The sequence below is a fragment of the Pseudomonas frederiksbergensis genome (assembly GCF_035751725.1).
Classification (GTDB): Bacteria; Pseudomonadota; Gammaproteobacteria; order Pseudomonadales; family Pseudomonadaceae; genus Aquipseudomonas; species Aquipseudomonas frederiksbergensis_A.
The window spans coordinates 3,027,188-3,048,746 of the sequence record NZ_CP142104.1 but is presented as its reverse complement, the minus strand read 5'-3'; the positions used below and the strand labels follow the sequence as shown (position 1 = coordinate 3,048,746).

The 21,559-nt window shown below is 57.9% G+C and carries 16 protein-coding genes; 9 read left to right on the top strand and 7 right to left on the bottom strand.

Annotated features, from left to right (window positions below; genetic code table 11):
- Positions 1 to 573: 573 nt before the first annotated feature.
- Entirely contained in the window at positions 574 to 738 is a 165-nt protein-coding gene (locus VQ575_RS13610) for a hypothetical protein (protein ID WP_325917666.1), read from the bottom strand.
- Between the two features lie 200 nt (positions 739 to 938).
- On the opposite strand from VQ575_RS13610, the gene VQ575_RS13605 reads away from it, so the two are divergent.
- The 3 genes from VQ575_RS13605 to VQ575_RS13595 all read left to right on the top strand — a co-directional run bounded on the left by VQ575_RS13605 (position 939) and on the right by VQ575_RS13595 (position 6,005).
- Complete coding sequence (locus tag VQ575_RS13605) at positions 939 to 2,411, top strand: DUF262 domain-containing protein (protein WP_325917664.1); 1,473 nt, start codon at positions 939 to 941, stop codon at positions 2,409 to 2,411.
- Positions 2,411 to 4,378, top strand: coding sequence for a DUF262 domain-containing protein (locus VQ575_RS13600; RefSeq protein WP_325917663.1), 1,968 nt, complete (start codon positions 2,411 to 2,413; stop codon positions 4,376 to 4,378). The genes VQ575_RS13605 and VQ575_RS13600 overlap by 1 nt, the downstream gene beginning before the upstream one ends.
- Positions 4,379 to 4,493: 115 nt before the next feature.
- Complete coding sequence (locus VQ575_RS13595; protein WP_325917661.1) at positions 4,494 to 6,005, top strand: hypothetical protein; 1,512 nt, start codon at positions 4,494 to 4,496, stop codon at positions 6,003 to 6,005.
- Between the two features lie 142 nt (positions 6,006 to 6,147).
- On the opposite strand, the gene VQ575_RS13590 is transcribed toward VQ575_RS13595, so the two are convergent.
- The 3 genes from VQ575_RS13590 to VQ575_RS13580 form a co-directional block, all read right to left on the bottom strand.
- Entirely contained in the window at positions 6,148 to 7,104 is a 957-nt protein-coding gene (locus VQ575_RS13590; protein ID WP_325917659.1) for an endonuclease domain-containing protein, read from the bottom strand.
- Between the two features lie 180 nt (positions 7,105 to 7,284).
- Positions 7,285 to 7,521 (bottom strand): hypothetical protein, encoded by a 237-nt coding sequence (locus VQ575_RS13585; RefSeq protein WP_325917658.1) that lies wholly within the window; start codon positions 7,519 to 7,521, stop codon positions 7,285 to 7,287.
- A 418-nt stretch (positions 7,522 to 7,939) separates the two neighbouring features.
- Positions 7,940 to 8,854, bottom strand: coding sequence for a LysR family transcriptional regulator (locus VQ575_RS13580; RefSeq protein ID WP_325917655.1), 915 nt, complete (start codon positions 8,852 to 8,854; stop codon positions 7,940 to 7,942).
- A gap of 258 nt (positions 8,855 to 9,112) precedes the next feature.
- On the opposite strand from VQ575_RS13580, the gene VQ575_RS13575 reads away from it, so the two are divergent.
- From VQ575_RS13575 to VQ575_RS13555, 5 genes are all read left to right on the top strand, one after another.
- Positions 9,113 to 10,138: a zinc-dependent alcohol dehydrogenase family protein gene (locus VQ575_RS13575; protein WP_039588603.1), complete on the top strand. Its 1,026-nt coding sequence runs from the start codon at positions 9,113 to 9,115 to the stop codon at positions 10,136 to 10,138.
- Between the two features lie 664 nt (positions 10,139 to 10,802).
- Positions 10,803 to 12,290 carry a hypothetical protein gene (locus VQ575_RS13570; RefSeq protein WP_325917653.1) on the top strand — a complete coding sequence of 496 codons (1,488 nt, stop codon included), beginning with the start codon at positions 10,803 to 10,805 and terminating at the stop codon, positions 12,288 to 12,290.
- A 75-nt stretch (positions 12,291 to 12,365) separates the two neighbouring features.
- Positions 12,366 to 13,763 carry an aminotransferase-like domain-containing protein gene (locus VQ575_RS13565; protein WP_325917651.1) on the top strand — a complete coding sequence of 466 codons (1,398 nt, stop codon included), beginning with the start codon at positions 12,366 to 12,368 and terminating at the stop codon, positions 13,761 to 13,763.
- Between the two features lie 92 nt (positions 13,764 to 13,855).
- Positions 13,856 to 15,502 carry a phosphoglucomutase (alpha-D-glucose-1,6-bisphosphate-dependent) gene (gene pgm, locus VQ575_RS13560; RefSeq protein ID WP_039588598.1) on the top strand — a complete coding sequence of 549 codons (1,647 nt, stop codon included), beginning with the start codon at positions 13,856 to 13,858 and terminating at the stop codon, positions 15,500 to 15,502.
- Between the two features lie 221 nt (positions 15,503 to 15,723).
- Complete coding sequence (locus tag VQ575_RS13555; protein WP_325917649.1) at positions 15,724 to 18,192, top strand: UvrD-helicase domain-containing protein; 2,469 nt, start codon at positions 15,724 to 15,726, stop codon at positions 18,190 to 18,192.
- Between the two features lie 60 nt (positions 18,193 to 18,252).
- On the opposite strand, the gene VQ575_RS13550 is transcribed toward VQ575_RS13555, so the two are convergent.
- Both VQ575_RS13550 and VQ575_RS13545 read right to left on the bottom strand, forming a co-directional pair.
- Positions 18,253 to 18,531 (bottom strand): DUF1652 domain-containing protein, encoded by a 279-nt coding sequence (locus VQ575_RS13550; protein ID WP_003201764.1) that lies wholly within the window; start codon positions 18,529 to 18,531, stop codon positions 18,253 to 18,255.
- A gap of 193 nt (positions 18,532 to 18,724) precedes the next feature.
- Positions 18,725 to 20,188: an MFS transporter gene (locus VQ575_RS13545; protein WP_325919886.1), complete on the bottom strand. Its 1,464-nt coding sequence runs from the start codon at positions 20,186 to 20,188 to the stop codon at positions 18,725 to 18,727.
- Between the two features lie 121 nt (positions 20,189 to 20,309).
- Between VQ575_RS13545 and VQ575_RS13540 the strand changes: the two genes are divergently transcribed.
- Positions 20,310 to 21,212 (top strand): LysR family transcriptional regulator, encoded by a 903-nt coding sequence (locus VQ575_RS13540; RefSeq protein ID WP_325917648.1) that lies wholly within the window; start codon positions 20,310 to 20,312, stop codon positions 21,210 to 21,212.
- Between the two features lie 71 nt (positions 21,213 to 21,283).
- On the opposite strand, the gene VQ575_RS13535 is transcribed toward VQ575_RS13540, so the two are convergent.
- On the bottom strand, positions 21,284 to 21,508 hold the full coding sequence (locus VQ575_RS13535) for a YgdI/YgdR family lipoprotein (RefSeq protein WP_039588594.1): 225 nt from the start codon (positions 21,506 to 21,508) through the stop codon (positions 21,284 to 21,286).
- Positions 21,509 to 21,559 lie beyond the last annotated feature (51 nt).

Genomic DNA, 21,559 nt, shown 5'->3' with positions numbered 1-21,559 from the left:
TGAATGTCAGCAAACTCCATTGCAAGCGATGTGCCTAAGCGTGATATTTATCTAATATGATGATTTATAAAGATATTCATATTTTTGTTAGGTTGATTAACTGGTCATATTTGACTTTATGAGACATATTTGTCGATGCGTTTCTTTATTTCTTTATTTCTTTGTAGCCTGCTGTCCCGTTTGGTGAGTGAGAGCAATGGCGCCGATGCGGATTTGATTGCCCATCAAAATGCCTTCTGAAGTACCAGGCTTCAGTGGGGTTCTTGAGCCTCTGAGCACCAGCGCTCTCCCTTCGCCCGATCAGTTGATCGACTGTTTGCAGGTTAAGTTGCGAGGCCTGGCTGGTTGCTGCACCGCTTGGCTTGGGTCGCTTGAGCTATCTCCAGCATGTTTGTAATGGCCCAACCTCTGACAGGTTTAGTCGTTTGATTGGATATGCTTGAGCATCTAGAAGCAACGACATGAGCAAGTAGAGCGGCTTTCCGGTGCGAAATGGAATCACTAGATGGGCGATGGCTCCGATGCCAGTAGCGTGCCGGAGTAACGGATATAGTCAACTATGGCGATATTGCGTCAGGCGTTAGCCGGTGCCTTGCGTCCGGTGCTCGACAGCTTCATCGGCCAACACTGACGGACCAAGGTCGAGCATATTAAGTCGATGAGGCCGGCGGTCAGGGTATCGAGCATCACTGCGATCACCAGGCTACCGATCAAGATGGGTGCGCTGATGAGGGCCATGTGCGGAGGTCCGATCCATGAGTGAAGACGAACGGCTCTTGGCCAGCAGGATGGCGCTCATCCGCGCTTTGCGCGGCCATTTCGAAAGCTTTTCGGGTTAGGGTGTGTGGCACTATGCCATTAATTCAGTTTCTATCGCTCCTGGACGAATTTGGCATCTTCGATTGGAAGGCCGTAGAACACATCACAAGGACAGTCATATGAACCAAGCCGTGAGCGAGCGGTCATTTGCCCCGCATCTGCCGCTCGATGTGGAGGGCATCGTCGTTGCGTCTACGAGTCTCGACGATGTGTTCAACGCCAGGAAGATTCCGTCCAACGACGGCAGTTGTATTTTCGGCAACCTGAATTTGCCTGAATATCAACGGCCCTATCGCTGGAGCGAAGAGCAACTGGCAAAGCTGCTCGATGATTTGCGAGATTTCTTCAGCGCGGCTTCGCCGCACCACGACTTCTACCTGGGCAGCATCATCCTGCACCAGCAAGGTGGTAACGGCCGTGAGCGGGGCACTCTGAATATTATCGATGGCCAGCAGCGCATTACCAGCCTGGCGTTGCTTCATTGCCTGCAGAAGGGCGACAAAGGCGCGCCTGAGTTGAAATTCAACTCTCCAGAAAGCTATCGGCGCATCCAGCTCAATCTTCGATGGCTGGAGCAGCAAAAGCTGCCGCAGATAGATTTCACCCGCGTAAACGTGACTCTGGTAGTCACGCGGCGAGAAGACGATGCCTATCGCTTCTTCGAAACTCAGAACACTTCTGGTGTTCGCTTGAGTGGCGTGGACATCATCAAGGCTTATCATCTACGCAGCGTGGTTCCTGCTGCGCAGAATGATTTCGCCCGGGCCTGGGAGCGCCTCGGCGATCTCAAGCCCCTGGTCGCAACGCTCATGAAATCCCGGCATTGGCAAAGCCTGCGTTGGCGAAACGTTGCCAGTGATCGTGACCCGATACTTGAGCGTAAGCAGATCGTCACGGAGCTCGCCGAGCGGACGCTGGCAAATACTGCCGATATTGCCTATCGGCCCTTGCAGGTGAATCGCGATGTCTGGGACAAGGACGCGCATATCGTCCAAGCGGGGTATGCAATGCGCCAGCCACTGGGCGCAGGGGTAAACGCCATGCGCTACGTCGAATACTTCCAAGGCCTTCGCCAGGCGTTGCTCGACGTTGGTAAAGCGCCGCTCAAGCACTCGTTCGGCTACTACTACAAACGGTTGTCTCAGGATGCGTGCGGCAGCGTGTTCCTGAGCCGGGCGTATGACTGCGCTTTGCTGATGTACGCCAGCCAGTTCGGTACTGCCCGACTGCTCGAAGCCAGCCTCTGGATGTTCCGGATGGTCTTTTCGCTGCGCCTGATCAAAGAAGTCAGCGTACGGGAAGACGGCGTCCAGGCGCACATAAGGGAAAATCCGCTGATGGACTGGATCGCCAGTAGCCATACCCATGAGGAGCTACTCGGGTACTTGCGGACCTACACCTACACCACCACCGAGGCAGGACTCGATAAGCACAGTATCAAGAAGCGCTTCGTAGAGTCGGTATCCATCACGCTTCACCTGGATCTGGCTTGGCCGGATACGACCCGGGTGGCTGCTGGGTACGATGCCGCGCTGTGTGACGCCATCGAACGAATCAGCCTCGCTGACATTGCCCGTCAAGGAGGCAAATGATGAACGCTCAGGTCCAGTCAAATGTGCAGACTGCCGCCACGCTATGCCAGCAAGGCATATCGCTGACCATTCCCTGTTACCAGCGGCCCTATGTATGGTCCAGTGACGATGTGGAGGCACTGCTGGAGCAGATCATCCTGGCGAGCGAGCCCGATGCGGACGGTCAACCCGCGCAATCGCATTACTTTATCGGCACGGTGCTGACCAGCGAAGTAGTTCCGGGCTCGACCTCTGATGCAGGCATGACCTACGAACTCATCGATGGCCAGCAACGAATGACGACATTGATGGTGCTGGCGCTTGCGTTCTGTGCGTTGAGGCCATCATCGCCGCTGCGGTCGCTTGTGATCTTGGGCAATGCGCCGAGACTCACATTCAATATTCGTGAAGAAGTTCAGTCACGGTTGAGCGCCTGGGCGGGTTTGACGGCGGACATCGAGCCGGACGAAAGGGAGATTTCGAACCCCTATCTCATACACTTGATTGCTGCCCGAAAAGTCGCATGCGATAGACTGAAGAGGTTGCAGGCAGTGGGAGGCGAGCGAGCCCTTGAACGCGTCGGGGACTATCTGTTCAACCAGGTGACCTGGGTCAACAATGTCATGCCCGCAGGCATGGACCTGAACAAACTGTTCGCGACGCTGAACACCAGCGGGGTCCAGCTTGAGCAGACCGATATCCTCAAGGCACGCTTGATGAATCGTATCAAGCAGCACCGTGCCACTTACGAAGGCATCTGGCAGGCGTGCGAAGATATGGGGAATTACTTCGAGAAAAACCTACGTGATGTCTTCGCTGGTGCCAGTTGGGGGGGGTTGAAATTCAACGATCTCACGGACCACTCCTTTGAGCACTTTTCCTTTGATCGCCCCGTAGCTGGTTATGCGAAAGGCCGCACGATCAGCGAAATACGTTCGATGAGAATGAATAACGATGCGTCGGTTGAAGAGCCGCGGGAGAAGGATGAGGCTCGCTATCAGTCGATCGTCAGCTTTGGTCTGTTGCTCATGCATGCGTTTCGAATCTACCGACGCACTCAGGATTGGAGTGACATCGGCTCACGGCTCAACGACAGCAACCTCAATGACTGTTTCTCCCGCTTCGTCAAAAAGGCCACTGCGGCGCAAGTCAAGGGGTTTATGGAATGCCTCTGGAACGTGCGGTTTCAGTTCGACCGCTGGGTCGTCAAGTGGGTGCGCCTGGGTGAGGAAGATGAACGAACCTTGCGCTTGAGTTCCATCAACAATCGAAGCAAAGGCAATGGCCCCGATTGGCGCTCCATCACTCAGGACACTTCCGACCTGAGTCAACTGCAGAGTATGCGTTACCTCACGGGTGAGCGCAGTGCTCAGTATTGGCTGACACCGTTCCTGGGAAGGCTGGTCGACTCGCCTGATATGAAGGAGCATCAAGTGCTGGCGTTGCTCGAACAGATCGATAACCAGCTCTCCCTCACCGAAATGACCCAGAAAGAAGCGAGCTATTGGCTGTTGTCCAGTGACACCGCCGAGCCGGTGTCCATCGCAACGACAGTGACTTATCTCAAGGAGGCCAACGGCACGAGTTTCGAGCACTACTGGTTCCAGAAACTGGAATACATTCTGTGGCGTGAACGCAGCACCTTCAACTGGCTTGATCTTGAAAAGCTGCACCTGTACCGGATTACGTCGAAGAACTCTGTCGAACATGTGCATCCGCAAAACGAAGAGTTCCGCAGGACATTACCTGACGAGTTGCTACACGGATTCGGCAATCTGGTGCTGCTCAGCCCCGGCGAAAACTCCTCATACAGCAATCTGGCGGTACTTAAGAAGCAAGCGGCATTCCGCGCCAAGCCCAAGTACGACTCCTTGAAACTGGCGCACATGTTCCACGTGCTGGGCAAAGGCGACGACTGGGGGCAGGATCAGATCAACGAGCATGCGCTAGCGATGCTCTCGCTCATTGAGACGCACTACGGCACGTGAACCTTTTGCCGTAGCCGGGTGCATCCGTCTCGCCTCGCTATCGACGCGAGATGGATCCTGTCATCTGCGGGCCGCGGACACATCAATCATTTTTTTAAAGGGAATTGGCAGACAGATGGATCGGACGGCCTTTCTCGCGCAGCCGGATGTGCGAAGTTTTATAGAGTGGCTTCAAGTGGAGCTTCCCCGGCTAGCTGTGCACCTGCAGTTCCCGAAAAGCAGGTTTGTCGACGATGGGTTGAACCACAAAGTCGTAGGCATCGAAAAAGTTCACGCACTGTACTGTTGGGGAAGTGTTTGGCACGACTACCAGACCGGGAAATGGGTGAAATCTGCGGACTGGGCCAGCACGAAGGTATCGCTCGATCTGCTTCGTATCCGGCTGACGAAGGCGCTGGCTTTGAAGTGTGACAACACTGCCTACAGTGCATGCCTGGCGGTATTGCAATGGGGCGGCGTTCGCGGAGCTATCCCTTTTCTTCACCAGCTCCGTCGTCATGGGAAGCTCGTACATTACCTCGATAGCTGTATTCCGCTTTTCGACCTGAATTCCATTCAAAAGCTCTCCCAATTGGATGCGAGCAGCATCCTGCGTTTCGATGCGGGGCTGACCAAGATTCACTCGTTGCTCGACAAGACTGGTTCGCCGATCTATGACAGCCGGGTTGGTGCAGCGATCGCCATGCTGTATGCACTTTACCGTCAAGGCAAGCAGACGCCAGCGCAACTCAGATTCCCTTCGGGTGCGGCGCGTGGAGCGCAGATCCGTGATCCTGGTGCATTCGGTTTCGCAAACTCGCCGCAGTTCTTTTCCAAGGCTGTACCGAGCTATTCATGGGCGCGCAGCCAGCTCGAGCTCGGTTGGATCATCCAAGTGACCCTTGCCGGGGCGCCGACAATGTTTGCTGGTTCGCTGCAGGAGCGCAGTCATTGCTTAGAGGCGGCGCTATTTATGATCGGCTATGACCTGCGCTGTCTTCTGTCGGCGCCCATGGTCAACCGTACAGTGCTCTCGCCCAGCCGTGGACGTGGAAGAGGCCGACACCGGGGTACTTGGGTGCCAACCAGTGTCAACTTTCCGCAGGTGCTTGGTGACTATTTGCAGTGCAGCCAGCCCGCCGGCCATGCCGTCGAGTTGACGGAGTTCAGGCAATGGCAAGTAAAGGTCAGGGGATATGCCGCAAGTACTGTGCGGTCGTATTGCACGCCACTTCGACCCGGCGAGTTTGACCTGGTCAGTTTCAGCCTTGAGGAGCTTAAGCGAATTGCTGACGGTGGAGCGCAAGGGTTAGTAACCCTCAGTGGTGGTAGCGAGCAGTTCATTGTGGGAGATGAGTATGAGCAGGTGTACCTCACTAGCGTGTACTTGTGCGCACGCGTGATCGAAATGGCTCGAGAGTATTCGGTTCAGCCCGTGCAAGTGCTGATTTGCGCTGGATTCGCTGGCAATACAAAGACTGCGAACCTGATTATTCGCACGGGAAAGACACTGGGAGGACATTTCGATTTACTGGACGATGTGCAGGCGACCGTACTTTTCAAGGTGTTTTTCGGTCAGGCTTTGATTGAATTGGACCAACAGCTGATGGCTGCGGTGAAAGTCATTCAATCCGGTATTCGTGGATGAAAGTTGGGGCTGAATCTGCGGAGAGCCGTAACGTATTATCCGCCGCAGGCAGACGGAATCTATGCGGATCGGCACTCTAGCAGATTAACCTTTAGCGTTTCGAGTCGCAGTGTATCAGTGAGTTTTAATGATGGCACGGTAGCTATAGCTCATAGGGAACAAGCCCAAATGATGATCCAATGGCATACCAGACGTTTTGCCACCGTACTTGCACCAGGTCGGTTCCAGCGAAATGAGTCTCCTGGTTTCCCAGGCGCAGGAGCTTTCCATTGGCAAAGTACTTATTGGTGAACAAACCCACCTTTTGATCTCTGAGCTGTTGAGGTAGGACCGCTCGGAACGGGGCCGTGTAGACCGGGTCATCCGCGACCAGGATGAACTCATCGAACAGGTGAGCATAGGCTTCCATATGCTCACCTAGATCAAGGGTGTACCAGTCGCTTGTCAGGGTATTGAACCTGACCTCCCCAGTGTCGTATTCCATCACCACGCTGTTCAGGTGATTGATTTCGTTTCGGTCTTCCGTTGGGCAAAAGACGAATACGGTGATGAACGACTTTTCGTGAAGCCAAGAAATCGCATGTGGAATGATGCTCTCGATCGATTGGGGTTCCAGAGTTTTGTCAGGATGAATGTCCCGATAAAAACTCAGCGCCAAGTGCATCTGCTTCATTACGAATGTGTAATCGACGTACATGACACGATATTTCGCTGGAGCCCGCTGCATGCGCTCAAGGTAGATTTGCCTAACATCCGCAACGCATTTCCGCACATCACGGTTGATCTCACGTCCAGTGAAGCGGATGACTGAGTAACCAGCACGGGTAAGGTACCGCTGCCGGATCGCATCCTTTTCGAGCTGTTCCTTTGTCGAGTGATATGCGTGCCCATCCAGTTCGACAATCAGACGTGCATCTTTGAGAATGAAGTCGACCCTGTATCGATGATGTTTTTCGGTGTCTCCGAACCAGTGTTCGCTCTCGATGGCACTCGCGAGATCCTCAATCGCGTTCTGGAACTCCTGCTCGATGTAGGACTGCCCCCGGTCGTGGTACCACGAAGGCGGAGTCTCATCAGTGGGGTGGCCTGGGTACTTCATTCGTCGTCTCCGCTGACATACTGTCCGGTTGCCGTTGACTGCGTACACATACCACCGAGCATGAATGGTCTCTACGACTGTAGCGGGCGTTAGGGTGCTGGTGAATGGCTGCAATACTCCCTGTTAGATTCCATCTACAGCCCACCTTACGATGCTTTTTTCGAAGTGTGTCAACGGTGTTTATTCGATTCTAGGCGCCCATGCACGTAACTTGTCGAGTAGTTGGGTAAGGTTTTCTGAAGGTAAGATCGCCCCTTTGAATTTCGAGGAGATCTGGGTCGGCACACCGTATTCATCCAACGTGGTGAGCAGCGGATCATGGAACAGATTTTCAAGCTGTTCTGCAAAAAAGCCAAAGTCCCCTGCCTCGATGCCCCTCCGGGTCAAAACGTCCACTTGGATCTTGCTCAGCGCCATGATGTCTCGGGGAAGGCGGTATGAAATGATGTTGCGTATAAGCTTGAGGCGTTGCCCTATCGACTCGCTGGGAGTCCGGTCGGAGCTATCCTCATTAATAGCCTGCTGGAGATAGGCTTGGAAGTTTTTCTGGGCTCTAAGGGCATTGATGTGCCCTCGACTATCCCCACTTGTTCTCGTACGGAGGTTCAGCCATTAACTGAGGTGATCGGACAGCGCTCGACGGCGGCTGGGAACAGCAAAGGGTGACTTTTTCGAGAAGGGGGCTGTTGGACCTCAGGCTGGGGGCATCCTTTTCAAACCATCCAAAGCATGCCCTCAGATGTGCCCCCAATGTAGCAATCCACTGGAAGTGCATGGAGCTCCATGGTTTGTGGAAAGGCAAAAATGATCAGATGAACAGCCTGCCCGACGACACCTAAAGACTCTCAGGATCGCCAAAAAACATCTGAATCCGCGACCGCAACCATCGCTCTCCAGGGTCGTTGTCCTGAGAGCCACGCCAGGCCATGTGCAGTTCGAAGCTGCGCACCGGTATGGGTGGGTCTTCGGCGCGTACGCCGCCGGCGGCGGTCAGGGCGTCGGCGGTGTAGTCGGGCACGATGGCGATGATATCGGTGCCGGCTAACAGCGTACTCAATCCGTTGAATTGTGGCACCGCCAGCACCACATGACGCTTGCGGTCGAGTTTTTCCAGCTCTTCGTCGATAAACCCACTCAGGTCCCCGGCAAAGGACACCAGGGCATGGGGACGCGCGCAGAATTCGTCCACGGTCAGTTTTCCCGGCGCGGTGTCGGCTCGCAGCACCTTGGGCATGCTTCGCCGCAAGACCTTGCGCTTGGCGTTGGCCGGTAGGTCTTCGGTGTAGCTGACGCCGATGGAGATTTCACCGGAGGCCAGCAAGCCCGGCATCAGGATGTAATTGACCCGGCGCACCACCAGCACGATGCCCGGCGCTTCGGCCCGCAGGCGCTTGAGCAGCATGGGCAGCAGGGCGAACTCGGCGTCGTCCGACAGGCCGATGCGAAACACCGAGGTGCTGGTGGCGGGGTCGAATTCTGCCGCCCGGCTGACTGCCGTGGAGATCGAATCCAGGGCCGGAGAGAGCAGGGCGAAGATTTCCACGGCGCGGGCCGTTGGCTCCATGCTGCGCCCGGTGCGGACGAACAAGGGGTCGTCGAACAGGCTGCGCAGGCGTGACAGCGCGGCACTGATGGCCGGCTGGCCGAGGAACAATTTCTCGGCGGCGCGGGTCACACTGCGTTCATGCATCAATGTTTCGAACACGATCAACAGGTTCAGGTCGACACGACGCAGGTCATTACGATTCATCTGGGGTCCTGGCAGATTCGGCAAGCTTGACGTGGACGGCCATATGAGAACAATGGCCGGCATGAATCTTACGGGGAAAGGCTGGTGCTCTGCATCGGATAAATGCATTTTCTTGGGGATGAGTCCTACAGGAGTGGTTCGGTATTCTTGCTGCGGAATCAATGACAGGCATGTCGACTATTAATAGCCACTGATGGTCTTGGGTACAAAGCCCGGATAGAGTTCATGGCATTAGAGGTTACTTTGACGAGGTTTGCGATGTCCCGCACGATCCGTTTTCACAAGTTTGGCGGTGCCGAGGTGCTCAAATGCGAAGAGCATGCGGCGGCTGTTCCTGCGCCGGGAGAGGTGCAGGTCCGCGTTGAAGCGATCGGCATCAGTTGGTATGACACCCTGTGGCGCCAGAACCTGGCGTCGTCCCAGGCGCGCCTGCCGTCAGGGCTTGGCCATGAAATGGCCGGCGTGGTCACCGCCGTCGGCGACGGGGTCGACGATCTGGCGGTGGGTGACAAGGTCGCCAGCTTCCCCGCAGAGAGCCCGAACGATTATCCGGTGTATGGCGAGGTCATCGTGCTGCCACGCACCGCGCTGACCCGCTATCCCGACGTGCTCAGCCCGATCGAGGCCGCCGTGCACTACACGCCGCTGTTGATCGCCTATTTCGCCTACATGGACCTGGCGCGGGTCAAGCCTGGGCAATTTGCCCTGGTCACCGACGCCAGCCATTGCGCCGGCCCGTCATTCGTGCAGTTGGGCAAGGCTTTGGGTGTCAGGGTGATCGCGGCGACCAAAACAGCTGATGAGCGTGAATACCTGGTGTCGCTCGGTGCTGAAAAGGTGATCGTCACCGAAGAACAGGACTTGCTGATGCAAATCAACAAGCTGACGGACAACCGTGGCGTCGACGTGGTGTTCGACGGTCTTGGCGGTCCACAGATGTCGCTGCTGGGTGATGTGCTGGCACCGCGGGGCAGCCTGGTGCTGTATGGCTTGCAAGGTGGCAACCAGACGCCATTTCCCGCATGCGCGGCCTTCCAGAAGAATATTCAGTTCTTTGTGCACTGCATCGGCAATTTCACCGGTAAGCCGGAGCTGGGGATTGTGCAGGACCAGGTGGCCTTGCAGCGCGCGTTGCGCGATATCAATCAGCTTACCGCCGATCGGGTGCTGCTACCGCTCAAGACCCGGGTTTTCCCGTTCTCCGAGTTCGTTGAGGCCCACCGTTACATGGGCGAGTGCCCTTGCCGTGAACGTGTTGCCCTTCAGGTAGTCGATCCTGCTTGATCCATCCCTTTGCGCAAGAGTCATTGTTAACGGCTCTTGCGCGGTCTGCGGCCAAACCGGCCATTCTTTGCTCCTGCCTGTCCTGTTCGCCGCTCGCGGTCGCCTGGCGAATGACGCCTTGGCCCGCAGCCTCAAGCCGGCCGCCCTCTGTTTCCTGACATAAGTGATCGGCAAAACCAACTGAACTGGTTTTTGCTGTCAATCTGTATCTTCTAATCATTATTTAAGTCTTGATAATTGAACGCTTGTTTCAGTCTCAAGGAAGAAGTCATGACGCGATACAGGCGTTCAGTCGGGTCACACCCCCAAGTGCAGTTTCAAGTCGTGCTTGCTTGCTCTAATTCTATTCGTGGGCATCAGAAGAGATCGGGCAGAGTCAACGACGAAATATGGATAGGGCCGTTCCTGATTTTCTGTATTAATTGTCTGTGGGACGCTGTAAGAAATCTCCTAGGACGCGCCGTTTATTCAGTTTTCCCCAATGAAATAAGGGCCTTGGGAGAGACTTGTTGGACAGGTAGGATGACTCTTGCATATGTATCAAATAATTACTAGAGGCAAGAACTAAACTTGCAGCTAATACTGTTTGCAATAACAAATTCATCCATCTCGGCAGGCCCGTCGTGCAATCACGCCGACAATCGATATTTCCAGGTAAATGGTTATGAGTGCAATTCATGAGCAGGCGATGACTTACGTATATCAACAGATATTGCAACGCTTGCTGGACTTCTATTCCCGCGCGGAACGCACCGCGTTGCAGCTTTTGATCCAGCGTTTGATCGTGGCCGCCGGCGGCATTGACCGAATTGGCGACTATCGCGTGCTGATGGTCCAGAACGGCAGCCGGGAAGGCTTCTATGTCCTCACGGCCCTTCGGGCGGCGCAGTTGAGCATCGCTGGGCGGCACCCGGCTACGTTCAACCTGCGCATTGTCACCCCGCGAATAGGGGAGACTTCGCAAGCTACCCTGGAAAACATCCATCGCTGCTACAGCGCGCTGTTCGTCTATGACGATTCCCGGGTCGAGCTGTTGATGGCGGACAATCGCGAGGTGCTGCCATTCAATCACAGGAAACCGCTATCGGCTGCAGGACGCGCGGCCAATCGAGTGGACCTGCTGATGTTCGGACACCTGCGCTCGGCTGACAGCCTCCTGGGGTTGGGCGACGACGGTTACCTGGCGATGGCGGAGTTCTACAGGAACATGGCGCGTTGGGAGGCGGGCGTCGACTCCTGGGTCACCAGCGATACGATACGCCAGCAAAGGCAGTTCATGACGGGGCTTCATCGCGTCGCCCGAAAGATCGGCCAGGTCGTTGATCCGAGCAGTGGTTTCGATGGGCTCCTCGCACAGCTCGATAATCTGGGCGGTGAGCTGTTCCGGCGCTTCTATGGGCAGGATTGCCTGGGGCCATGGCGGCCCGAAGGGCATTTCGAGGCTTGTCGGCGAATAGGGCACGTCAGCATCGACGACTTGATGGGCGAGCGGCTCGAAGAAAGCAACTGGGCTTTGTTCAGCGAGTTTCTAAGGGTGCGCCCCGATGCGCTCGTCGCGCCGACGCTCGAACACGAGTACCTCAGCCCATATCTGTCGGCCCATCTGTACGGCCTGCAGGCGTGTTACCTGCAAGGGCGTAGCTACGAGACCGGCTATGGCGACTATGTCCAGCGCACGGTCATGATCATGCATCGCAAGCAAATGCCGATGCATGTCTGCCAGCAGGTACAGGAGTTGTTCGGTTCACCTTCGGCCATACCCGAGCGTCGCGCCAAGGCCGCCGCCGAAGTGAGTGAAGTCCTGGGGATCAACGAAACGCAACTGGTGTGCATGTTGTACGCGCCCTTTGTTGATAGCGGCGTGGGCCTGGAGCACTACCTGCGCTGCTGTCATCCCGGCATGCTGGTGGGGATGCCCGAGCTGCACAAGGCGTTGCAGGGTGGCACCGGAGGTGACCAGGTGGAGCAATGGATGACGGAAGTGAGCGGGTTGTCGGTTCCCATGCTTCGCACGTTGTACCGGACCCCCATCGCCTGTACCGAGCAGGAAACTGTGTCGGCGGCCGTTCGCCATTCGACTGTCGGGATTTTCGATCAGGACGAGGACGGGCAGGACGTCGACGAGCTGTGCGAACGCTCGGCGCGACGCTGAGGAGCCAGGTTTGAGGGATTTCGTTTCCACCGTCCCGGCACGGCCGGTAAAGGCATGTTTCGCTGGTCTCGCATTATGAAGGGAAGTCGTGAAACCGATTTCGCCTACCAGGCGGTCTATCGATACCTGACAAACCTGATCAATGAGCTGGGCGCTGATCCCCGTGTACGTTTGCCGTCGTTGCGCCAGTTGGCTGAGCGACTGAACGTCTCCATTTCCACTATTCAGTACGCCTATTCCTTGCTGGAAAAGGAGGGCAGGGTCTATTCGGTTGCCAAATCCGGCTATTACGCCTTGCCAGTGCCTTGCGTGACCGCCCTGGGCGACGGAGACGACTTGCTCGAAACCTTGTACGTCAACGCGCGCCGGCCAGGCATGCTGGTGCTCAGCGCCGATGAGCCGGCATCGTTGCAGTCACTGGACAGTCCACTTCTATTGCTTGAGCGCGAGTTGCTGCGCCAGTATCCGCGCACGTCGCAAATGCCGTCGCAACCCTGGGGGGAACAGGAGTTGCGCATGGCGCTGGCGGCGCGCTATACCTCATCGCCGGCCCGGTGCTGGAATGCCGATGATGTCTACATTGGCGCTGATCTGCGCGGGGTCCTGGAAATTCTGATTGCGGTGTTGGCCCTCAAGGGGGATACGGTCCTTGTCGAATCGCCCTGTGACTGGACGGTGCTGCGTTTGCTGCAAGCGGCTGACATCAAGGTCATCGAGCTTCCGCTGCTGGTGGGCGGCGACGTCGATATCGACCAGTTGGAACGACTGCTGGCGACCGAAACCGTCCGACTGGTGGTGCTTTCTTCAGTCCTGAACATGCCCATGGGCACGTTGAAAAGCGAAGCCAACCGCCAGGCCATTGCCCATCTGCTTGACCTGCGCGGCTGCTGGGTATTGGAAAACGACAGTTATACCGATCTTGCATTCGAGCCAGGCAATACGCCCTTGCGGGAACTGCTCGACCCAGACCGGCTGATTGTCTATTCCACATTTGAAAAAACCATAGGCCCCGAGGCGCCCTACGGCTACGTGTTGTCACGGCAATTGACGTTGAAGCTACAGCGATATTTTCTGCTGCGAGCGTTTCGTCTGTCACCGATCCGCCAGAAAGCGATCGCTCGCTTGTATGGAAACGGTCGCATAGACCAACACCTGCTGGTGTTGCGGCGCCTGTTGCGCGAGAGCGCCGCCTCGACGACACAACTGATGCGCGATCGGCTGGGGGACTGTCTGCAATGGGTCGAGCCCGAGGGGGGCGCAACGGTGTGGGCGCGGTCATCGCGACAAGCGGATATGCGTGGGGTTTTCCAGCGATTGCTCGCCAGGCGCATCGTCATTGCCCCAGGGGAGCTGTTCAGCATCCAGGGGCTGTATGGGCAGAATCTGCGCTTGACCCATGCATTCAACGGGGTGAGCGACCCAGACGCTGCGTTTTGCGCATTGGCCGACGCTCTGAGGCTCGAACAGTCATGACCGCAGTGCGATGGATCGAACCCATCGCGTGGCGGTCGAACTGTCAGTAAACTGCATCCATTTTCGAGCCACTCCACTCCGAGGTTTTTTGCATGACAGTCAGTCCATTTGCGGGTAAGCCGGCACCGGCAGAATTGTTGATCGATATCCCGCGACTGGTGACAGCCTATTACACGGGTCGGCCTGATGCCTCGGTTGCCACCCAGCGCGTCGCTTTTGGCACATCGGGCCATCGGGGCAGTTCGTTCGACTTGGGCTTCAATGAATGGCACGTGTTGGCCATCAGCCAGGCGATCTGCCTGTACCGTGAGGCCCAGGGCATCAACGGGCCATTGTTCGTGGGTATCGATACCCATGCGTTGTCGACGCCGGCGGGTGCCAGCGCGTTGGAGGTGCTGGCTGCCAACGGCGTGACCGTGATGATCGCCGAGGGTGACGAATACACACCGACACCGGCGGTTTCCCATGCCATCCTCTGCTACAACCGTGGCCGTACCACGGGGCTGGCGGACGGCATCGTCATCACGCCATCCCACAACCCGCCGCAAAGCGGGGGCTATAAATACAACCCAACCAACGGTGGCCCGGCCGACACCCATATCACCAAGTGGATCGAAGCCAAGGCCAATGAGCTGCTCGCCAATCAACTGGCCGGCGTCAAGCGTGTCAGCCTCGAGCAGGCGCTCAAGGCTGACACGACCCACCGCCATGACTTCCTCAATACCTACGTGGCAGATCTGGTCAACGTCATCGATTTCGATGCCATCCGCAATGCCGGGTTGCGCCTGGGCGTCGACCCGCTGGGCGGTGCGGGCGTGCGCTACTGGCCGGCCATAGCCGAGCACTACCGCCTGGATCTGGAGGTGGTCAACACGCACGTGGACTCGACTTTCCGCTTCATGACGGTCGACTGGGACGGACAAATCCGCATGGACCCTTCTTCCAGCCACGCGATGCAAGGCCTGATCGGCCTGAAGGAACGTTTCGACGTGGCGTTCGCCTGCGATCCGGATCATGACCGCCACGGCATCGTGACCCCAAGCGGTGGGCTGTTGGCGCCGAACAACTACCTTGCGGTAGCCATCGATTATCTGTTCCAGAACCGCCCGCAATGGCGCGCCGACGCTGCCGTCGGCAAGACCGTTGTCAGCAGCGGCCTGATCGATCGCGTGGCCAAGCGCCTGGGGCGGCGCCTCTATGAAGTCCCGGTGGGCTTCAAGTGGTTTGCCGATGGGCTGTTTGACGGTTCCCTCGGTTTCGGCGGCGAAGAAAGCGCCGGCGCCTCGTTCCTGCGCAAGGACGGAGGCGTCTGGAGTACCGATAAGGACGGCCTGATCCCGGCACTGCTGGCTGCGGAAATGACCGCCCGCACTGGCCGTGATCCAAGCCAGGCCTATCGCGGCCTGACCGACGAGTTGGGCGAACCGTTCTCGGTGCGCGTCGACGCCAAGGCCAGTGCGCAGCAAAAAGCATTACTGAGCAAGCTGTCGCCGGATCAGGTCCAGTCCACCCAACTGGCCGGGGAAACGATCCAGAACATCCTCAGCCATGCGCCGGGCAACGACCAGGCGATCGGCGGCTTGAAAGTAATGACGGAGAACGGCTGGTTCGCTGCGCGTCCATCCGGCACCGAAGACATCTACAAGATCTACGCGGAAAGCTTCGTGAGCGACGAGCACCTGAAACAGTTGGTCGTCGAGGCGCAGGCGCTGGTGGATGGCGCCATTTCCGGGCAGTAACCAGACGATCTTTATCGCTTCCACCCGGCATTTGCAGCGATGCAGATCCGGGTGTGACGGCAAGCCCGCTCGCGAATCACCACCCCTGAACATCGCATGCCAACCTGCCATGCCACTTTCAATTCATCGTCCAAATCCATGAATTAAAAGCTTTTGGCTGGAATCCGCTGTTAAATCCAGACACCATAGTCGCCATGGTTCTGAGTAGCGGAGTCTTCAGCGTGTCGCAACACCGTCCTGATCTTCCCCCCGATCTTCTGCCGTTGGCCCAGATGCCTTGGTTCAAGCGCCTGGCTGCGCGTTTCTTTGGCCACGGCCTGACACGCTTGCGCGCCCAGCACCGGGCGTCCTGGCTGCACGGCCAGGCCGATGGCTTTCGCAGCGGCCACACTGCCGGGTTTGACTATGGTTTCAGCGAAGGCAAGGCCGAGGGGTTGGAAGAAGGTCGCCAAGTCTTGTTGATCCGCGATTCGCGAAGCACGGAGCATCCGGCGCCCAAGGTCGATGATCTCTTGTTCGACGATTGGCGCTTGCCATTGACGGCCGACCTGAAAAAACGCATGAAGGCCGACGTTGCCCGGTTGTTGCCGGCCCATGCACAGCCCAGCAATGCCCAGTGGAAAATGATTTTCAGCGATACGCCGACGACCTCGGTCATTGCCGGGGCGGGCGCGGGCAAGTCGACTACCCTGGTGCTGCGCATCGTGCTGCTCTCCCAGTACCTGGGGTTCGAGCTGGGCTCGATGACAGTGGTGACGTTTACCCGGGAGTCGCGCAAGGATTTCATCGAGAAGCTCATCTCGGTCTTTTCGCTTTGGGGGCGAGCGATCAGCGTAAAGGAGGCACGCGATCTGGTGCGAACCTTCCATTCTCGTATCCTGCCCATGGTTCGCAGCCTGCCGGGGTTCGAACGGCTCCAGGCCTTTGAAACACTGAGCCATCGTACGGGGACGGACGACGAGGATGCCCAGGCTAATCCGTTCGATCTACGCATCAACGATGCCCAGCGCCAGCAACTCAATGCCTGCTACCACGGGCTTTACCAGCGTGATGAGCGTTTCCGTGAGCTGATCAGATCGCTTTCCCGTCACGCCCTGCAACTCAAGGAGCTGGAGCGCGATCACCCTGACGTGCAGAAGCGTATGGCCGTCACCGAGCTGGCGGCCCAGCGCGACGAAGCGCTGAGCGACGCAATCGAAGACCTATGGTTTCGTGCGGGCGCCTGGCCTATCAAAGGCGTTGAGCCCAAGCGAGAAAGGTTTGAAATCAACGGATCTAGGTTTTTCTGCCATGGCTACATCCCGGCCCTCGACGCTTGGGTGATGCTGGGGTTCGATCCGCGGGAAAACGCTCAGTTGAGTCGACCCGGGGCCAAGCTGAGCCTGCGTGCCGAATGGGCAGTAAAGCGAACCCTGTTTCAAGCTTTCTGTCGTAAGCCATTGATATGGCTGGACAGTTATGAGGAGGCCAAGCGGGTCCTGGCCTCCTTGGCCGGTAATGCCACGGCTGGCCCCGGCTTTGATTACAAGATCCAGGGAGAGTTGGGCTCGGCCCCTTTGCTGGATTGTTTCGTGTCGGCGGCAGGTTTCATCGAGAACCTCGGACTGGATGTACCGGATGCCGTTGGCAGGCTGTGTTTCTCCCAGGACGATCCAGACCGGCATTTTTTCGAGGCGCTGAGCCGTTTCTGGCGAGGTTTTGAAGACCATCTGCTGGACCAGTCTCCGCCGGTGATGACCTATAACCGGATGTTCTCGCTGTTCAGTGAGCATTCTCCGGAAAACTTCAAGCTGCTCGATGACGCGTTGCTAAGGCCCATGTCGCACTTGATGATCGACGAGTTCCAGGACGTTTCGCCACAGATCGTCTCCTGGTTGCGGGCGACCTTGGGTGAGGTGCGCAAGCGCGGCCCCGCCATGCATGTGGGGCGGAGCGCCCAGCGGACATCGTTGCTGTGCGTCGGCGACGACTGGCAGTCGATCTACGGATGGCGTGGCAGCTCGCCGAGTTTTTTCATGGATTTCACCAAGCAATTTCGGTCGCCGGCCCATACACGGGTCATGCTCACCGACAACTACCGTAGCCACCAGTACATCATCGACGCGGCCGAACACATCGTGCGAGCGGCACCTTCCATTCCTGGCAAAAAAGCCAAGGCCAGCGGAGAGGCTCTGTCACCAAGCCCAGTCAACGTGATGGAGCGGGACGATGAAGGCTTGGCAAGGAGAATCGAGGAACATTACCGCAACGGTGATTCGATCTTGATTTTGTATCGAAGAAGCGGCGATAAGTCGTTGATTCAAAAGTATATAGAGCCAACAGTTAATGTTGATTCTAGCTTACCGTATGCCCAGCGACGTCTCCGGCAGATGACCTACCACAGCGCCAAGGGCCTCCAGGCGGATGCGGTGTTCCTGGTGGGCGACTGCCAACATTTGACGCGCTCGCCCTACAAGAACCAGATCTATCGCCTGGCTGGGCTGGGCCAGGAAGGCGATGCCGAGCCGTATGACTCGGCGCAGCGCGATGAGATCCTGCGTTTGGCGTACGTAGGCATTACCCGGGCCGTGCAGCATTGCTATTGGTATGTCGACGGCCAGGACAGCCAGGCGGCAAACGCACCGAAGGCTTCGGATCGAATCGGGGTGGGCAAGCCATTTTTCATTGATCATCGCCGTGCGCGGGGCTGACCTGCCAGCGAAACACAACACTGACAAAAAAGCCCACATGAACATGTGGGCTTTTCTTTGTCAGGAGGCGAATCGTCGCAAACCAACGGGTGGAACGAAGGCTTCAAGCTCGGCTTCCACCGCTTCGATAATTCGCTCGACGTCGGGGGCGTTCATCACGGTCGCGCAGGGGATACCTGCAATGGCGATCATGGTTTCGCCGCTCGCGCGATCAAATAGCCGGGCAACCATACTACCCGGCGCGTCCATGCTGGCTTCGAAGCCCATGGGATGGAAATGCCAGCGCATCAACTGGCAGGCATTGGGGAACGTTACCTTGCTGAAAGATCCTTTATTCATCTGTAGCCCGCCTTCTTCATCAAGCGCTTCCGTTTGCTCATGTCAGGAAGGAAGAGCCCTCTTGGCTCTACCAGTGAGAACTAAAAATAGCATCTGAAAATGAACGCCACGTGGATTTTTTCAGTCCGTTTGGCGATTGGTTCAGTTTTTTTGATCTGCATCATGACCTAACCATGAATTGTTCAGAATGCCATCATCGTTGGCCGGCGTTGTCCTTGTTCTGGCGCAACCGCTCTGGCACGCGCAATCCGGCGGCAATTAGCCACGCCAGCCCGGTCAATGAAAGGGCGACGGCAAAGGTGAGATGCAAGCCGTTCGTCACATCCTCTGGGCTCGCTGCCGCGATACCGTTCGTCGGCAATTGGGTAGCGAAAACCGCGCCGAGCACCGATGCGCCGGTAAAGAAGCCGAGGTTGCGCGATAGATTGAGCAAACCGGCAACGACGCCGCGGTTGTTATCAGCTATCGGCGCCATGACTGCGGCATTGTTTGCTGGCTGGAACAGCGCATAGCCGAGGGTGGTTATCGCGATGGTAAAAACATAGCCTGCGATGCCTAGGGCGGGGGAAACCAGCGACAAGAGCAGGGTACCGAGGATCATCGTCGCCAGCCCGGCAAGCCGCATCGGACGTACCCCGAACCGATCAGCCAGGCGTCCGGCGGGCACACCCGCGAGGGCGGCCACGCAGGGGCCGGCTGCCAGCGCCAGCCCCACGATTGCCGGGGGCAGTCCGAGGGTGATGGACAGGTAGAACGGACCGACCAGCAAAGTCGCCATCATGACCGCCGCGACCAGCGCGCTGGACGCCAGGCCCGACACCAAAAGGCGATCGCGCAACATTGCCAAGGGGATCAGTGGCGACTCCAGCCGACGTTGGACCTGGACGAACAGGCCGCCACAGATAATCGCCGCGAATAACAGCCCGATGTTCAACCCGCCGAAGCTTGCGCGTCCAAGCGTCATCGCCAGCGCATAGGTGCCCAGCGTTGCGGCCAGCAGCAGCGTGCCCAAGCCGTCGAAGCGCAAGCGCCCGACCGTCGGCGCCTGGTTTCCCGTGGGCAGGTAGCGCCAAGCCAGCACCAGTGTCAGCAGGCCCAGGGGCACATTGATCAGGAACAGCGCGTGCCAGCCAAAACCTGTAATCAACAGGCCTCCCAGGGACGGGCCCAGCGCGGTGCCCACCGCCGACAGCGTGGCGAGCAATCCCATTGCGCTACCGGTCCTGTTTTTTTCCACCGTCTCGCCGACCAGGGCCAACGTCAGCGTCATCATGATCGCCGCTCCCAGGCCCTGCACGGCCCTGGCCGCAATCAACCACCACAGCGACGGTGCCAGGCCGCACAGTCCTGACGCGAGGGTAAACAGCGCAATTGCTGCCAGCAACAGCTTGCGCCGGCCTACAAGGTCGCCGAGCCTGCCCAGGCTGACAATCAGTGTGGTGATTGCCAGCAGGTATGCCAGTACGACCCATTGCACTTGCGCGAAAGACGCAGAGAAAGCCTCGGCCAGTACTGGCAGGCCGACGGTGGCTACGCTGGCGCCCAATGACGCCAGGAGTGTCGACAGGGCGAGACTGGCCAACGCCCAGCGTACTGGAGCGCGTGGCTGGCGTACCGCGGTCGGTGGCAAGCGTTGTTCTGCATTGGCTGGCTTCATCATGTACCCGTTGTGTTTGACGTACTGTCACAACGTTACGTCCAGGCTTAATATGGCGGAAGACGCATGAGTTGCAGGTTATAGCTGCAACAGACGCCATCTATCAGCCAGGGGCCCGTCAATGTCCGCGATCGATCTGAATTTGCTCGTCACCCTCGATGCATTGCTGTCTGAAGGCAGCGTGGCCGGTGCGGCCCGGCGGCTGCGTCTCAGCGCCTCGGCCATGAGCCGGGCCCTGGCGCGGTTGCGCCAGGCTACGGGGGATCCATTGTTGGTGCGGGCTGGGCGCGGCCTGGTTCCCACGCCCCGGGCCATGGAGTTGCGCGAGCAGGTCAGCCAACTGGTCCAGGACGCCCAGGCGGCACTGCGCCCTGTGCGGGCCCCGGACCTGCAACGGATCAACCGAACGTTCACCTTGCGCACCCGGCAAGGCTTCGTGGAGAACTTCGCCGTCGACTTGATCAATCATATTGGCGAGCAGGCCCCGGGCGTGCGGCTGCGTTTTGTCGAGAAGACCGACCGCGATAGCACGGCGCTGCGCGAAGGCAGCGTTGATCTGGAGACTGCTGTCGTCGATGAGGACACGCGCCCCGAGTTGCGCACCCAGGCGTTGTTTGTCGATCGCATCGTTGGCGTGGTCCGGGCAGGGCATCCATTGAGCCGGATCGAGGTGGGCATTGACGATTACGCGGCCGGTCGGCACGTCGGTGTCTCCCTGCGCGGCCTTGAGCAAGGCCCGATCGATGAAGCCTTGAGGACTTTGGATCTATCCCGGGAAATCGTGACCTGCGTACCGGGTTTTTCGACTGCCCTGGGGCTCGCCCGGTCCAGCGACCTGATCGCCAGCGTGCCGGAACGCTACACCACGCGCTTGCGCCTTGGCATGCACAGTTTCCCGCTGCCGGTCGTGGTTCCTGAGTTCACTGTCGCGATGCTCTGGCATCCGCGAATGGACGCCGACCCCGTGCACCGTTGGCTCAGGGGTTGCTTGCGCAAAGTATGCGCGGGAGAAAAGGGAATATAGCGGGGGCTGCCACGCGACTTCCGGACATGGAGCGGCGTGCGGCCCTCTGGGACAGAGGGCTTGGCTTTCGATCAATCTTCCTTGCGAATCGTCGCGACTTCATCGGCACGAACCCGGACCTTGCGACCCGAAATGTCTTCGAACTCGTAGAAGCCATCCGCAGTGCGGGTATTGGGGGTGTCCTCGGTCAAATACTGGGTGCCGTTCTGCAAGGTCACGACGGTCGGTGATGCGCAGCCGGCCAGTGCGAGGAGTGCCACGGCGACCAAGGGCAGGCCCAGAAACCTGATGTTCATATCCATAACCTCTATGCAAAGGGATGATGCCCGGTTGATTCGACCGGGCCA

Bases quoted from the DNA above. Each gene is read 5' to 3' on its own strand.
- VQ575_RS13580 (WP_325917655.1), bottom strand. From the start codon at position 8,854: ATGAATCGTAATGACCTGCGTCGTGTCGACCTGAACCTGTTGATCGTG.
- VQ575_RS13600 (WP_325917663.1), top strand. From the start codon at position 2,411: ATGAACGCTCAGGTCCAGTCAAATGTGCAGACTGCCGCCACGCTATGC.
- VQ575_RS13590 (WP_325917659.1), bottom strand. From the start codon at position 7,104: ATGAAGTACCCAGGCCACCCCACTGATGAGACTCCGCCTTCGTGGTAC.
- VQ575_RS13565 (WP_325917651.1), top strand. From the start codon at position 12,366: ATGAAGGGAAGTCGTGAAACCGATTTCGCCTACCAGGCGGTCTATCGA.
- pgm (WP_039588598.1), top strand. From the start codon at position 13,856: ATGACAGTCAGTCCATTTGCGGGTAAGCCGGCACCGGCAGAATTGTTG.
- VQ575_RS13545 (WP_325919886.1), bottom strand. From the start codon at position 20,188: ATGAAGCCAGCCAATGCAGAACAACGCTTGCCACCGACCGCGGTACGC.
- VQ575_RS13535 (WP_039588594.1), bottom strand. From the start codon at position 21,508: ATGAACATCAGGTTTCTGGGCCTGCCCTTGGTCGCCGTGGCACTCCTC.
- VQ575_RS13575 (WP_039588603.1), top strand. From the start codon at position 9,113: ATGTCCCGCACGATCCGTTTTCACAAGTTTGGCGGTGCCGAGGTGCTC.
- VQ575_RS13540 (WP_325917648.1), top strand. From the start codon at position 20,310: ATGTCCGCGATCGATCTGAATTTGCTCGTCACCCTCGATGCATTGCTG.
- VQ575_RS13585 (WP_325917658.1), bottom strand. From the start codon at position 7,521: ATGGCGCTGAGCAAGATCCAAGTGGACGTTTTGACCCGGAGGGGCATC.
- VQ575_RS13610 (WP_325917666.1), bottom strand. From the start codon at position 738: ATGGCCCTCATCAGCGCACCCATCTTGATCGGTAGCCTGGTGATCGCA.
- VQ575_RS13595 (WP_325917661.1), top strand. From the start codon at position 4,494: ATGGATCGGACGGCCTTTCTCGCGCAGCCGGATGTGCGAAGTTTTATA.
- VQ575_RS13605 (WP_325917664.1), top strand. From the start codon at position 939: ATGAACCAAGCCGTGAGCGAGCGGTCATTTGCCCCGCATCTGCCGCTC.
- VQ575_RS13570 (WP_325917653.1), top strand. From the start codon at position 10,803: ATGAGTGCAATTCATGAGCAGGCGATGACTTACGTATATCAACAGATA.
- VQ575_RS13550 (WP_003201764.1), bottom strand. From the start codon at position 18,531: ATGAATAAAGGATCTTTCAGCAAGGTAACGTTCCCCAATGCCTGCCAG.